This window comes from Sinorhizobium sp. BJ1 (genome assembly GCF_002531555.1).
Taxonomy (GTDB): Bacteria; Pseudomonadota; Alphaproteobacteria; order Rhizobiales; family Rhizobiaceae; genus Sinorhizobium; species Sinorhizobium fredii_B.
The window spans coordinates 23,933-36,207 of sequence record NZ_NWTH01000044.1 but is presented as its reverse complement, the minus strand read 5'-3'; the positions used below and the strand labels follow the sequence as shown (position 1 = coordinate 36,207).

General features: G+C 63.7%; 13 protein-coding genes. 5 read left to right on the top strand and 8 right to left on the bottom strand.

The features are described 5' to 3' along the window. The first annotated feature begins 56 nt into the window (after window positions 1-56). The 4 genes from CO676_RS30835 to CO676_RS30820 all read left to right on the top strand — a co-directional run bounded on the left by CO676_RS30835 (window position 57) and on the right by CO676_RS30820 (window position 3,105). Window positions 57-950, top strand: a complete 894-nt coding sequence (locus CO676_RS30835; RefSeq protein WP_014762344.1) for an alpha-D-ribose 1-methylphosphonate 5-phosphate C-P-lyase PhnJ — start codon at window positions 57-59, stop codon at window positions 948-950. Next, complete coding sequence (gene phnK, locus CO676_RS30830; protein ID WP_014762345.1) at window positions 947-1,723, top strand: phosphonate C-P lyase system protein PhnK; 777 nt, start codon at window positions 947-949, stop codon at window positions 1,721-1,723. The genes CO676_RS30835 and phnK overlap by 4 nt, the downstream gene beginning before the upstream one ends. Before the next feature lie 63 nt (window positions 1,724-1,786). Beyond that, entirely contained in the window at window positions 1,787-2,494 is a 708-nt protein-coding gene (phnL, locus tag CO676_RS30825) for a phosphonate C-P lyase system protein PhnL (RefSeq protein WP_014762346.1), read from the top strand. Further along, window positions 2,491-3,105, top strand: coding sequence for a DapH/DapD/GlmU-related protein (locus CO676_RS30820; RefSeq protein WP_097523877.1), 615 nt, complete (start codon window positions 2,491-2,493; stop codon window positions 3,103-3,105). Before phnL ends, CO676_RS30820 begins: the two co-directional genes overlap by 4 nt. Window positions 3,106-3,285: 180 nt before the next feature. On the opposite strand, the gene CO676_RS30815 is transcribed toward CO676_RS30820, so the two are convergent. The 6 genes from CO676_RS30815 to CO676_RS30790 all read right to left on the bottom strand — a co-directional run bounded on the left by CO676_RS30815 (window position 3,286) and on the right by CO676_RS30790 (window position 10,273). After that, window positions 3,286-5,004 carry a dihydroxyacetone kinase family protein gene (locus CO676_RS30815; RefSeq protein ID WP_097523876.1) on the bottom strand — a complete coding sequence of 573 codons (1,719 nt, stop codon included), beginning with the start codon at window positions 5,002-5,004 and terminating at the stop codon, window positions 3,286-3,288. A 4-nt stretch (window positions 5,005-5,008) separates the two neighbouring features. Further along, window positions 5,009-5,950: a sugar phosphate isomerase/epimerase family protein gene (locus CO676_RS30810; protein ID WP_014762349.1), complete on the bottom strand. Its 942-nt coding sequence runs from the start codon at window positions 5,948-5,950 to the stop codon at window positions 5,009-5,011. Between the two features lie 44 nt (window positions 5,951-5,994). Next, window positions 5,995-7,530, bottom strand: coding sequence for a tripartite tricarboxylate transporter permease (locus CO676_RS30805; RefSeq protein ID WP_097523875.1), 1,536 nt, complete (start codon window positions 7,528-7,530; stop codon window positions 5,995-5,997). 33 nt (window positions 7,531-7,563) lie between these two features. Then, complete coding sequence (locus tag CO676_RS30800) at window positions 7,564-8,064, bottom strand: tripartite tricarboxylate transporter TctB family protein (RefSeq protein WP_014762351.1); 501 nt, start codon at window positions 8,062-8,064, stop codon at window positions 7,564-7,566. A gap of 100 nt (window positions 8,065-8,164) precedes the next feature. Then, complete coding sequence (locus CO676_RS30795) at window positions 8,165-9,151, bottom strand: tripartite tricarboxylate transporter substrate binding protein (protein WP_097523874.1); 987 nt, start codon at window positions 9,149-9,151, stop codon at window positions 8,165-8,167. Between the two features lie 75 nt (window positions 9,152-9,226). Continuing rightward, window positions 9,227-10,273, bottom strand: coding sequence for a 4-hydroxythreonine-4-phosphate dehydrogenase PdxA (locus CO676_RS30790; RefSeq protein ID WP_097523873.1), 1,047 nt, complete (start codon window positions 10,271-10,273; stop codon window positions 9,227-9,229). Between the two features lie 202 nt (window positions 10,274-10,475). On the opposite strand from CO676_RS30790, the gene CO676_RS30785 reads away from it, so the two are divergent. Further along, a complete protein-coding gene (locus tag CO676_RS30785) occupies window positions 10,476-11,162 on the top strand; it encodes a GntR family transcriptional regulator (RefSeq protein WP_014762354.1) in 687 nt (228 codons plus the stop codon). Between the two features lie 76 nt (window positions 11,163-11,238). Here the strand turns inward: CO676_RS30785 and CO676_RS30780 are convergent, their stop codons facing one another. Next, window positions 11,239-11,544: a hypothetical protein gene (locus CO676_RS30780; RefSeq protein ID WP_097523872.1), complete on the bottom strand. Its 306-nt coding sequence runs from the start codon at window positions 11,542-11,544 to the stop codon at window positions 11,239-11,241. Window positions 11,545-11,695: 151 nt separating this feature from the next. After that, window positions 11,696-12,241 (bottom strand): Pycsar system effector family protein, encoded by a 546-nt coding sequence (locus CO676_RS30775; RefSeq protein WP_097523871.1) that lies wholly within the window; start codon window positions 12,239-12,241, stop codon window positions 11,696-11,698. Between the last annotated feature and the right edge of the window lie 34 nt (window positions 12,242-12,275).

Below are 12,275 nucleotides of genomic sequence, written 5' to 3'. Positions count from 1 at the left end.
CCTGCGCCACGACAGCTTGCGGCAATCAATGGCACGTTGAAAAGGGGTAAGGCCGAATGAACGACCTCGCCACTTACAATTTCGCTTATCTCGACGAACAGACGAAGCGGATGATCCGCCGGGCGATCCTGAAAGCCATCGCCATTCCGGGCTACCAAGTGCCGTTCGCCTCGCGCGAAATGCCGATGCCCTATGGCTGGGGCACCGGCGGCGTTCAGGTCACCGCCTCGATCCTCGGACCGAACGACGTGCTGAAGGTCATCGACCAGGGGGCGGACGACACGACCAATGCGGTGTCGATCCGCGCCTTCTTCCAGAAGGTCGCCAATGTCGCCGTCACCACCAAGACGATGGAGGCGACGATCATCCAGACGCGCCACCGCATTCCCGAGGAACCGCTTCGAGAGGGCCAGACACTCGTCTACCAGGTACCGATCCCGGAGCCGCTGCGCTTCCTGGAGCCGCGCGAGACCGAGACGCGCAAGATGCATGCGCTCGAGGAATACGGGCTCATGCATGTGAAGCTCTACGAGGACATCGCCCGCAACGGCCATATCGCCACCACCTACGCCTATCCGGTCAAGGTCGAGGGCCGCTATGTCATGGATCCCTCGCCGACGCCGAAATTCGACAATCCGAAAATGCACATGTCGGAGGCGTTGCAGCTCTTCGGCGCCGGCCGCGAAAAGCGCATCTATGCAGTGCCGCCCTATACGGAGGTCGTCAGTCTCGATTTCGAGGACCACCCCTTCGAGATCCAGAAATTCGACAAGCCCTGTGCGCTGTGCGGCGCCGAGAACGTCTATCTCGACGAGGTGGTGCTCGACGACAAGGGCGCGCGCATGTTCGTCTGCTCCGACACCGACCACTGCGAAGACCGGCAGGCGCATGGCCATGCCGGGCCAATGCTCGCCCGCCCTCAGCACGAACGCAAGGAACCTGCAGAATGAGCGCCGTCCCGCTTCTCAAAGTCAAGGACGTTTCGAAGTTCTATGGAAGCCGCATCGGCTGCCGCAATGTCTCCTTCGAGCTCTATCCCGGTGAGGTGCTCGCCGTCGTCGGCGAGTCCGGCTCCGGCAAGACCACCCTGCTTTCCTGCCTTTCGACCCGGCTGATGCCGAGCTCCGGCATTATCGAATACCACATGCGCGACGGGCAATACCGCGATCTGACCCATATGGGCGAAGCCGAACGGCGCTTCCTGATGCGAACCGACTGGGGTTTCGTCCACCAGAACCCCGCCGACGGGCTGCGCATGACCGTTTCGGCCGGCGCCAATGTCGGCGAGCGGCTGATGGCGGTCGGCGACCGGCACTACGGCAACATCCGGGCGAGCGCCAGCGACTGGCTGAGGCGCGTCGAGATCGGCGAGGACCGGATCGACGATCAGCCGCGTGCCTTCTCCGGCGGCATGCGCCAACGCCTGCAGATCGCCCGCAATCTCGTCACCTCGCCGCGCCTCGTCTTCATGGACGAGCCGACCGGCGGGCTCGACGTCTCGGTGCAGGCGCGTCTCCTCGATCTGGTGCGCGGTCTCGTCCATGACCTCGGCCTTGCGGCGATCATCGTCACCCACGACCTCGCCGTGGCGCGGCTCCTCTCCCACCGGATGATGGTGATGAAGGACGGCGCCGTCATCGAACAGGGCCTTACCGACCGGGTGCTCGACGACCCGCGCGAGCCCTACACGCAGCTCCTCGTCTCCTCCATTCTGCAGGTCTGACGCATGATCCCGAAAAGTGAAATCCGGTTTTCGGACAAGATCATGCGCAAAGGAAAATAAGTCATGGCTACCCCCCTTGTCGTTTCAGAAGTCGCCAAGAGCTTCACCATGCACCTGCGCGACGGTGTGCGCCTGCCGGTCGTCGCCAATGTCTCATTCTCGGTGAGGTCCGGCGAATGCGTCGTGCTCGGCGGCCCCTCGGGCGTCGGCAAGAGCTCGATCCTCAAGATGCTCTACGGCAATTACGGCGTCGACGAAGGCCAGATCCTCATTGCGCATGACGGCCGGCTCGTGAACCTGGCGGACGCCGAACCGCGCACCGTGCTCGACGTGCGCCGCACCACGCTCGGCTATGTCAGCCAGTTCCTGCGCGTCGTGCCGCGCGTCTCCGCCCTCGACATCGTCGCCGAACCCTTGCAGGCGCGCGGTGTCGTTGCTCAAGAGGCGCGCGAGCGCGCCGCTGAGTTGCTGGCGAAGCTCAACCTGCCGAAGGAGCTCTGGGCTTTGCCGCCCGCTACCTTCTCCGGCGGCGAGCAGCAGCGCGTCAACATCGCCCGCGGCTTCATCACCGATCACCGGATCCTGCTACTCGACGAGCCGACCGCCTCGCTCGATGCGAAAAACCGCGCCGTGGTGGTCGGGATGATCGCCGAGAAGAAGGCGCAAGGCACGGCGCTGGTCGGCATCTTCCACGACGAGGAAGTCCGCGACGCCGTCGCCGACCGCATCATCGACGTTTCCGAGTTTTCGCCGAGAAAGCACGCCGCATGAGCCGGAAGCTTGGTCTCGAACCCTTCATTCATCCGACCGCCAGCGTCACTAAGTCGACGCTGGGGCGCTACACGGAAATCCAGGAGCGCTCGCGCCTCGACGAGGTGGAGTTCGGCGACTATTCCTACATCATGCAGGACGGCTCGATCTGGTGCGCGACGATCGGCAAGTTCGTCAACATCGCCGCCGCCGTGCGCATCAATGCCACGAACCACCCGACCTGGCGAGCGACGCTGCATCATTTCACCTATCGCGCGCCGATGTACTGGGACGACGCCGAACCGGACCACGATCTCTTCGCCTGGCGACGGCAGAACCGCGTGACGATCGGCCACGACGTCTGGATCGGCCACGGCGCGACGATCCTACCCGGCGTCACCGTCGGCAATGGCGCGGTGATCGGCGCCGGCGCTGTCGTCTCGAAGGACGTCGCACCCTATGCGATCGTCGGCGGCGTGCCTGCCAAGCTCATCCGCGAGAGATTCACGGCCGAGGTGGGCGAGGCCATGGACCGGCTCGCCTGGTGGGACTGGGAGCATGGGAAACTGCGCCGGGCGCTGGACGACTTCCGCGAGCTGACGGCGGAAGAGTTTTTGATCCGATACGGGTAGCGACAGCACCACGCCTCAGCCGCCCGCACGGGCCCCTCCCCACAGGTGGAGGGGCTCGGCGCCTGCCGCAGCCGTCTGCCATTTTCAAGCTTCCCGTTGAGCACAAGGTCGACATTGAGCCGGAAACGCGCGGCCAGAAAGCCCCTCCCCCTTGTGGGGAGGGGTTGGGGAGGGGTCTTTTCAAACCTCCTCCGCCACCTTCAAGAAATCGCCCGCAACCCTTGCCACCAGCGCCAGCGAAATCGCCCCGGCGTCCGGATGGCCGATGCTCTTTTCGGCGAGCGGCCGCGCCCGGCCGAGCTTCGGGGTCAGGCTCGACGTCGCCTCGGCGGCGTCCTGCGCGGCTTTCGCCGCCGCCTTCCAGGCATCGATGAGCGGCTTGCCCGCGGCGACCACTCTTTCCAGCGTCTCTACGAACGGCACCAGAGCATCGACGAGCGTCTTGTCGCCGACCTGGGCCCGGCCAAGCCGGGTGATGCCGTCGAGGGCCAGACGGGCGCCTTCGACGACTGCCGTGTCGCTCACCTTCTCGTCGTCGGAGAATGCATTGCTCCAAGATCGCAGTGCAAGCCCCCAGATCGCACCGGAGGTGCCGCCGGCGCGGTCCGCCCAGGCATCGCCTGCGGCGGCAAGCACGCTCGCCGCGCCTGCGCCTGCGGCGACCGCCGCATTCGCGGCCTCGAGGGCGGCGGCCGAGCCGCGCCGCATACCCTGCCCGTGGTCGCCGTCGCCGGCAATGGCATCGATGCGGCCAAGCTCCTCTTCGGCCGCCCGCAACGCGTCGGCGATCGTGCCGATCAACCCCGCAATACACTTGCCGCTTGCCCGGGATCCTTCCGAGGCGATACCGAAGCTTTGCGGCCCTTCGGCATCGACGATCTCGTCCGTCGCAGGCTCGGCGGCGATGATCGTGCCTTTGCGCAGCACCGGCGCATCTGCGGGCGCGCGCCACAGCGCTTCCAGTTCCTCGTCGAGCCAGAGAAGCGTCAGCGAGCAGCCCTGCATGTCGAGGCTGGTGACGAATTCGCCGCATTCCGGATCGACGACCTCGAGGCCCGCGTCTGCCAATTCCTTGGCGACCGCTGTCCAAAGCACGAAGAGCTCTTCGTACTTGGTCGAGCCGAGGCCGTTCAGGACTACCGCGACCTTCCTGGTGCCGGCCGGCCGCTCGGCAAGCAGCTTGCCGGTCAGGAGTTTTGCGAGATCGCTCGCGGTCGCGGTCTTCTCCTCGCTGATGCCGGGCTCGCCATGAATCCCGAGACCAAGCGCCATCTGCCCCTTGGGAACGGCGAAGAGCGGACCAGGCGCGCCCGGCAGGGTGCAGCCGCCAAAGGCAACGCCGAACGACACCGTCCGGTCGTTGGCAAGACGCGCCAGCCGTTCGACCTCGTCGAGTGATTTGCCCGCCTCGGCGGCGGCACCGGCGATCTTGAAGACGACGAGGTCGCCGGCGATGCCGCGGCGCTTGGCCGGCGTTTCGACCGACGCGCTCGCCACATCGTCGGTCACCGGCACGACACGCACGTCGATGCCTTCCGAGCGCAGGCGCTCGGCCGCGACCCCGAAGTTCAATACGTCGCCCGCGTAGTTGCCGAAGCCGAGCAGCACGCCGCCGCCCTGGTCCGCGTGGCGGCAGACGCGCGCGACGGCAGCCGTCGACGGCGAGGCGAAGACGTCGCCGGCGACTGCCGCATCCGCGAGCCCCGGGCCGACATAACCGGCAAAGGCCGGATAGTGGCCGGAGCCGCCGCCGATGACCACGGCCACCTTGCCTCTCGGCACCTTGGTGGAGCGCACCACGCCGCCCTTCACCAAGCGGACGTTGCGGGCATAGATCGCTGCGAAACCGGCGAGCGCGGTGGTGGCAAAATCTTCCGGAGCGTCAAAGATCGTCGTCATCGCTTCAAAATCCCTGTTCGCGAGGCAGGATGCGCCTCAGATAATCGCGGTTGGCGGCACTGACCGAAAGGCCGTCACCACCGTAATGCTCGCACAGGAACGGGCTCTGAAATCCATGCGCCAGCGCCATGCGGATCGCCGCACGGTAGTTGATGACGCCGAATTCGAGCGGGGCCGGGTGTGTGACGATGAGCCCCGATGCCGCATCCTCCGTGCGGTTGTAGTTCTTGACGTGCCAGTATTTAGCAAAGGGAGCAACCTTTGCCATCATCTCCTGCCAATGTTCGACCGGGCGGTGCAGACGGATGAGGTTACCAAGATCGGCGTTGATACCGACATTTGGCAGCCCGACCTCCTCGACGAAGCGGACCGAACTGTCGGCCGTTCCGAGATAGGTGTCCTCGTACATTTCCAGCGACACTTCGACGCCAACCTCTTCCGCATGGTGGCCGAGCTCGCGGACCCGCGAAACCGCCGTCTGCCAGGTCGCGGCGTCGTCCGGGTTCTTCAGCCCATCGACGGTCCAGAACCAGAGCACCTTCATCTGCGCCTCCGTCAGCGGACCGAAAAAGCCAAAGGAGACCGAGCCTGCGCCGACAGCCGCGGCGGTCTCGATGACCCGGTGTCCATAGGCGAGATATTCCTCGCCATACTTGGGGTCGATGAGGCTGCGACGCGACGTGGAGATCGCCGGAATGGTGAGGCCGAGTGATCGGGTCAGACCGATGAACTCTTCGAGCCGATCACGCGAAAGATCGGCGAGCCGGATCCAGCTGTCGGTCGGATCGAGTTCGGTAAAGCCGGCGTCCACCACGTCGTGGAGCGTTGCCGCCCATTCGTCCACCGACTGGTCCTGCACGGACCGGCCGTCCGGCAGCATGTTCGGATACTGGATCATCGCGGCCGCGATCGGCCAGCTGTCACGGTTCCATTTGCGTGGCGCCATGGCGAACTCCTTCAAAGATTTGGATCGTATTGGCGGCGGCCGGATCAGGCGGCCGCGTTGCCGTCGCCATGCGAAGCGACGTCGTGCCGGCGCTTGCGCAAGGTGCCGACCAGCCAGAAGGCAAGTGGGGAGAGAAGCAGCACCAGGCCGAGCGTCATCAAGCCGGCAACCAGTGCGTTCGACCAGAAGATGCTGAGGCTGCCGCTGGACATCAACATCGACTGGCGGAAGGCATCCTCCGCCTTGTCGCCGAGCACCATGGCGAGAACCAGCGGCGCCAGCGGATAGTCAAGCTTCTTGAAGACGTAGCCGAGCAGGCCGAAACCGATCACCAGGAAAATGTCCGAGATGGAATTCGCGACCTGATAGGCGCCCGAGAAGATCACCGCAACGATGATCGGCCCGATGATCGAAAAGGGCACGCGCAGGATCGAGGCGTAGAGCGGCACGGTCGCAATGACCAGGAAGACGGCGACGACGTTGCCGAGATACATCGAGGCGATCAGCCCCCAGACGAAATCCGGCCGATCGGTGAAGAGCATCGGGCCGGGCGTCAAGCCCCAGATCATCAGCCCGCCCATCATCACCGCCGCGGTTGCCGAACCCGGCACGCCGAGTGCCAGCATCGGCAGCAGCGCCGAGGTGCCGGCCGAATGGTCGGCCGTCTCCGGCGCCACGATACCGCGCGGATCGCCCTTGCCGAACATCGACTTGTCGCGCGCCGAACGGCGAGCAACGCCATAGCTCATGAAGGAGGCGGCAGTCGGGCCGGCCGGCGTGATCCCCATCCAGATGCCGATGACCGTCGAGCGGGCGATCGTCAGCCAGTAGCGCGGGATCTCGATAAGCGTGCGGCCGATCTCGGCAAGCTTGACGCGCGCCTTGATGCCTTCGAAGCGCAGGCCCTCTTCGGTGGTCAACAACAGTTCACCGATACCGAAGAGGCCCATGACGGCAATCAGGAAGCTTACACCCTTGATGAGTTCCGGAATCTCGAAGGTAAGCCTGAGATTACCGGAGATCGTGTCCATGCCGATCGAAGCCAGAGCGAAGCCGAGCATCATCGAAACGAGCGTCTTGAAGGGCGATTGCGCGCCCATCGAGATGAAGCTCGCAAAGGCGAGGAAATAGACGGCGAAATATTCGGGCGAGGAGAACTTGAGCGCGAAATTCGCAACCCAGCCCGACAGCAGCGTGATCATCACGACGCCGGCGAGGGCCCCGAGGCCGGCCGACACGAACGCAAGCGTCAGCGCGCGGCTCGCCTGGCCGGCCTTGGCCATCGGATACCCGTCGAAGGTGGTGGCGACGGACGACGGTTCGCCCGGGATGTTGAAGAGAATCGACGTCGTCGAGCCGCCGAAGAGTGCCCCCCAATACATGCAGGAGAGCAGAATGATCGCCGAGATCGGATCCATCGAGAAGGTGAGCGGCAGGAGCAGCGATACGCCGTTCGGCGCCCCGAGCCCGGGCAACACGCCGACGAGGATTCCGAGCGTCACGCCCACCATCATCAAGAGGATGTGGTTCCAGCTAAGGATGTGGCCGAAGCCGTCGATCAGAAGACCGATATTTTCCATGCATTCCTCCCGCAGGCAGTGCACTCGGCCGGGTCAGTAGATCCCGAACCAGGCCTCGACCGGTCCCTTCAGCAGCGGGACCTGGAAGCCGATCTCGAAAACGACGAAGAAGACGAGCGAGACGCCAAGCCCGGCCGGCAGGGCGATCCACCATTTGTAGCGGCCCTGGAAAAGCATCGTCGCGGCGATGTAGAGCGCCGTCCCGACATAGAGGCCGAGCCAGGCGGCGACCGCGCCGAAGGCAACGAGCGGCAGCAGGAAAGAGGCGACCACCTTGGCGCGCCCGGCATCGATGAAGACCTCTCCGGTGCGCCGGTGCTTGAGGAATGCCTGGGCGATATTGACAAGGCTGCCCAAGACGATGAGGAGGCCGATATAGAAGGGGAAATAGCCCGCATCCGGCCCCATCTCGGTCCAGCCGGCGCCGATATCGAGCGAGCCGTAGCAGACGGCGACGCCGAAGGCGCCGGTCAGGGCCGCGACACCAAGCTCGACCGCGAAGCGGGAGACCCCATTCGCACTGTTCTCACTCATGATCGTAACCTTTCGAAACGCTGGCGGGCGCCTGAAGTGGGATAGCGAGCATGTCCGCCCCGCTTTCCGCTCAATATCGAGCGCCCGCCAGAGAATTGCCTCAGTTGGCGAGCCAGCCTTCGCGCTTCAGCACTTCGCTGACCGCGGCGCCGTCCACCTCGACGGCGGACTTGAGCTCGTCACCGCTCAGATAGACCGGCGACTGCGACGTGTCGGTGAGATATTTCGCCCATTCCGGGGTCTCGGAAACCTTGCGCAGCACATCCGCATAGAACCGGACGACATCCTGTTCGACACCGGCCGGCAGCCAGACGGTGCGCGGCATGGAGTAGTTGTCGATCGGAATGCCGGCTTCCTTGCAGGTCGGGATATCGCTCCAGCCCTTGTCGCCGGCGACCTTGGTCTCGCTCGAGAGCTTCACACTCTTGAAGACACAGAGCGGCTTCACCATACCGGCCTGCCATTGGCCGAGGTTCTCGCTCGGATTGTTGACATTGGCGTCGATATGCTCGCCGGCAAGCTGAACGGCCGCCTCGCCGCCGCTCTTGAACGGGATGTAATTGATCTTGGCTCCCGTGGCGTCGTTGACCATAGAAGTGAGGATCTGGTCGACATCCTTCGACTGGCTGCCGCCGATCTTCAGCCCGCCTTCCTTCGCCTTGGCGACAAAGTCCGCGGCGGTCGCGTAGTCGGCCTTGCCGTTGACCCAGAGGACGAATTCATCGGATGCGAGGGCGGCGACCGGCGTCAGGTCTTTCGCCTCGTAGGGCACCTTGGCGCGAACCGGCAGCAGATAGGCGTTGTTGGTGCCGAAGGCGAGCTTGTGGGCGTCGCCCTTGTAGCCGGCCGTGTAGACGAAACCTTCCGCGCCCCCGGCGCTGCCTTTGTTGGTGACGACCACCGGCGACTTCATCAGTTCGTATTTAGCGATGATCGCCTGGATGGTGCGCGCGAAAATGTCCGTGCCGCCGCCGGGACCGGCGGTCACGACGAACTCCACCGGACGGTTCGGCTCGAAGGCCGAGGCCGGCGCGACAACGCCGAAAGCGGCGGCCATGATGCATGCTATAGAGACGGATTTCTTCATATGTGGTCCTCCCGTTGAGTTGGATCCGGCGCAAGACCTCCCCTGACGCCGGTATGGTATGAAAGCGCGCGAAATTCAGGCGGCCGCCGAGAGGCCGCTGTTTTTCCTCGCCATGCGGGCCGCAAGCAGGATCGCTTCGCGGCTGGCGCCGACATCGGCAATGCCCTTGCCGGCAATGTCATAGGCCGTGCCGTGCGCTGGCGTGCAGAGCGGAAAAGGCAGGCCGCCCATCATCGTCACGCCCTTGTCGAAGCCCATCAGCTTCATCGCGATCTGGCCCTGGTCGTGGTACATGGTCAGCACCGCCTGGAAGCCTTCCTTCAGCGCCCGGACGAACACCGTGTCGGCTGGAAACGGCCCATCGACGTTGAAGCCGAGCGCCTTCGCCTTTGCGACGGCGGGCTCGATGATGTCGATCTCTTCCATGCCGAAGCTGCCGCCGTCGCCGGCGTGCGGATTGAGCCCGGCGACCGCGATCCTCGCGTCATCATGGCCAGCGTTCCTGAGGCAGGCCCGGGTGAGCTCGAGTTCGGCAACAATGCCTTCCACTGAAAGGCTCCGCGCCACTTCCGACAGCGGAATGTGCGAGGTGACGCGGGCGTTCCATACTTTTTCGAGAACGTTGAACTCGCGGACCTTCCCGGTGAAGGAAAGCACGTCGGCGACGAAGCGTATCTCGTCGTCATAGCCCGGATAGGCAAAGCGCATCGCCTTTTTGTTGAACGGCGTAAAGCAGACGGCATCGGCCCGGCCGGCATGCGCCAGTTCCAGCGCCACGCGGAAATTCCGGGTCGCAAACGCACCACCGGCAAGCGTCGCCTCGCCGCGCACCACGTCGGCCGGATCAAGATGCTTGAGATCGACGAAGACATGGCGAGACGTCCCCACCTCGTCGAGCGCATCGAGCGATGCCGCCTCGAGATCGAGCTCGACGCCGGCGACCTTCGCACCCTCGTCGAGAACGCGCCGGTCGCCGATGGCGATGATGTGCGCCGCCTCGCGAACATCGCCGAGCGCAAGCAGCCGCGCCGTCAGTTCCGGACTGATCCCTGCCGGATCGCCCATGGCAAGGGCGATAACGGGACGCCGTCCCTTCGCTTCAGCCGCACCATTGCTCGTCATGTGAGATGTCCTCCGTCGTCATGCCTCGGGCACTGTCATACGTTATTCAAAATTCTGCATCAAGTCTTTTGTATTCTGTATGCAGCATTTTCTGTTGACGGTAACGAGGGCTGTCTCCATGCTTGAATGAGACACCGCTGATTCAATCGAGTGGTCGAGGGAACAGAGACCGGCTCACCGGTCGCAGCGCAGAACGGGAAAAATGAACGAAATCACACCATTGGAGCGGCGACCCGACGGCGGGCATGGGCCGATCCGGCGCACCGCCCTGCACGACACGCTGGTCAGCCACTTGCGCGACATGATCATCGAGGGCGATCTTCCGCCCGGCACCCGCCTGCACGAGGGTCAACTCGGCGAACAGCTCGGCGTGTCGCGCACGCCGCTCCGCGAGGCGATCAAATATCTGGCGAGCGAGGGCCTTGTCGAGCTCGTGCCGAGCCGCGGCGCCGTCGTCAAGCGCTTCAGCGCCAAGGACGTCAAGGACATGCTGACGGTGCTGCAGACGCTCGAGGAACTCGCCGGGCGGCTCGCCTGCGAAACGGCAAGTGATGCGGGGATCGCCGAGGTGCGGGCGCTGCACGACGAGATGGTCCGCCGCTACAAGGCGGCTGACCGGCTGCAATATTACAAGCTCAACCAGCAGATCCACACGGCGATCGTCCAGCTTTCCGGCAATGCAGCGCTGGCCGACATGCACGCCGTGCTGCAGACGCGGCTGAAGCGCATCCGCTTCATTGGTCACGAGGGCCCGGAGAAATGGGCCGCCGCCGTCGCCGAGCACGAGGAGATGATCGCCGCCCTCGAGACCCGCGATAAGGTCAAGCTATCGGAGGTGTTGGGGCGGCATCTGACGAATGCCTGGGAGCGCGTGCGCGATTCGGTGTAGGCAGTTGTTGGCTATTGCATCCGCATAAATGAGCTCCGCGCGATTGCGGAGCTTGTTTCGATTATACGCACATGCGTCAAAACTGCGAGTAGGCCTTCGCAACGGCTTTGGCGTTTCCTGCTCCGGCCTGCTTCTGCAACGCGAGAATCGCGTCACGCAGGACGGGGTTGGCTGCGATGGCTTTATCCGACGGATCCAAGCTTGACAGCTTCGGCAGGAGTGCTGTGCCCAGGAGCTTCGTCAGCGCGCCCGAGAAATTGTTCGGCAGATTTTTCGACAGCGAGGTCGCAAATGCCAAATTGATCTTCGATATGTCCTGGGCGGGGATAGTCCGCCCAATCGATCCTATATTGATCTTCGCAATGCTTTTGATTCCAAACATAGCTTACTCCTCGTGACTGGCTGCTCTTGCCACTGGATACACCGTGGCTGTTACAACCATTAGGCGGCAAGCGTTTTGAATTTCTCTCTTAGAGAGCTCTCATTTTAGAGAAGTTTGCCGGAATTCCGCAAAGCTCCGCTACAAGAAGCAGTCAGGTCACCGCCAGGAGACCGACAAAGGCGAGCACCGTTACAAGCAATCCGCGGAAGGCGAGATTGACGAAATGATACTTGCTGCATGCGATTGCCGAAAGGGCATCCGCATTCTCGAAATATTGCCGGAACAAATAGGACATTTCCCCATGGTCCGCAGCTTTCGAGAAGGAATCACGATGGGCGGTCCAAGCTCCCCAGAATAGCGTTGTTGCGGTCGCACTCTTGCGCGGCAGAACCACGAGGATCGCACACACAAGGGAAAACATCGAGGCGAGCGCCAACGCGGCCGATAGTATCACCGGAAAGATTTCACCCTGCGCATACCGGCTCCAGGTAAAGACGCTCCGGCCTTCCTCCGAGCTGACGAGGAACGCGAACATGAAGGTAAAGATATACGCGGCCTTCTGGTCAGACATCTTGATCTGGTCATAGAAGACGTCGTTGATCTTGCGGATGTGCTCGTAATAGGCGGTCGACGGAGCGCTCTGCTCCTTCCCTCCACCTGGCGGATCAAGCTTGTAAATGTCGGCCCCTGCGTCCATGCGTGTCCCCTCGCCCTCTCGCCGACTCTTTACT

Bases quoted from the DNA above. Each gene is read 5' to 3' on its own strand.
- CO676_RS30835 (WP_014762344.1), top strand. From the start codon at position 57: ATGAACGACCTCGCCACTTACAATTTCGCTTATCTCGACGAACAGACG.
- phnK (WP_014762345.1), top strand. From the start codon at position 947: ATGAGCGCCGTCCCGCTTCTCAAAGTCAAGGACGTTTCGAAGTTCTAT.
- phnL (WP_014762346.1), top strand. From the start codon at position 1,787: ATGGCTACCCCCCTTGTCGTTTCAGAAGTCGCCAAGAGCTTCACCATG.
- CO676_RS30820 (WP_097523877.1), top strand. From the start codon at position 2,491: ATGAGCCGGAAGCTTGGTCTCGAACCCTTCATTCATCCGACCGCCAGC.
- CO676_RS30815 (WP_097523876.1), bottom strand. From the start codon at position 5,004: ATGACGACGATCTTTGACGCTCCGGAAGATTTTGCCACCACCGCGCTC.
- CO676_RS30810 (WP_014762349.1), bottom strand. From the start codon at position 5,950: ATGGCGCCACGCAAATGGAACCGTGACAGCTGGCCGATCGCGGCCGCG.
- CO676_RS30805 (WP_097523875.1), bottom strand. From the start codon at position 7,530: ATGGAAAATATCGGTCTTCTGATCGACGGCTTCGGCCACATCCTTAGC.
- CO676_RS30800 (WP_014762351.1), bottom strand. From the start codon at position 8,064: ATGAGTGAGAACAGTGCGAATGGGGTCTCCCGCTTCGCGGTCGAGCTT.
- CO676_RS30795 (WP_097523874.1), bottom strand. From the start codon at position 9,151: ATGAAGAAATCCGTCTCTATAGCATGCATCATGGCCGCCGCTTTCGGC.
- CO676_RS30790 (WP_097523873.1), bottom strand. From the start codon at position 10,273: ATGACGAGCAATGGTGCGGCTGAAGCGAAGGGACGGCGTCCCGTTATC.
- CO676_RS30785 (WP_014762354.1), top strand. From the start codon at position 10,476: ATGAACGAAATCACACCATTGGAGCGGCGACCCGACGGCGGGCATGGG.
- CO676_RS30780 (WP_097523872.1), bottom strand. From the start codon at position 11,544: ATGTTTGGAATCAAAAGCATTGCGAAGATCAATATAGGATCGATTGGG.
- CO676_RS30775 (WP_097523871.1), bottom strand. From the start codon at position 12,241: ATGGACGCAGGGGCCGACATTTACAAGCTTGATCCGCCAGGTGGAGGG.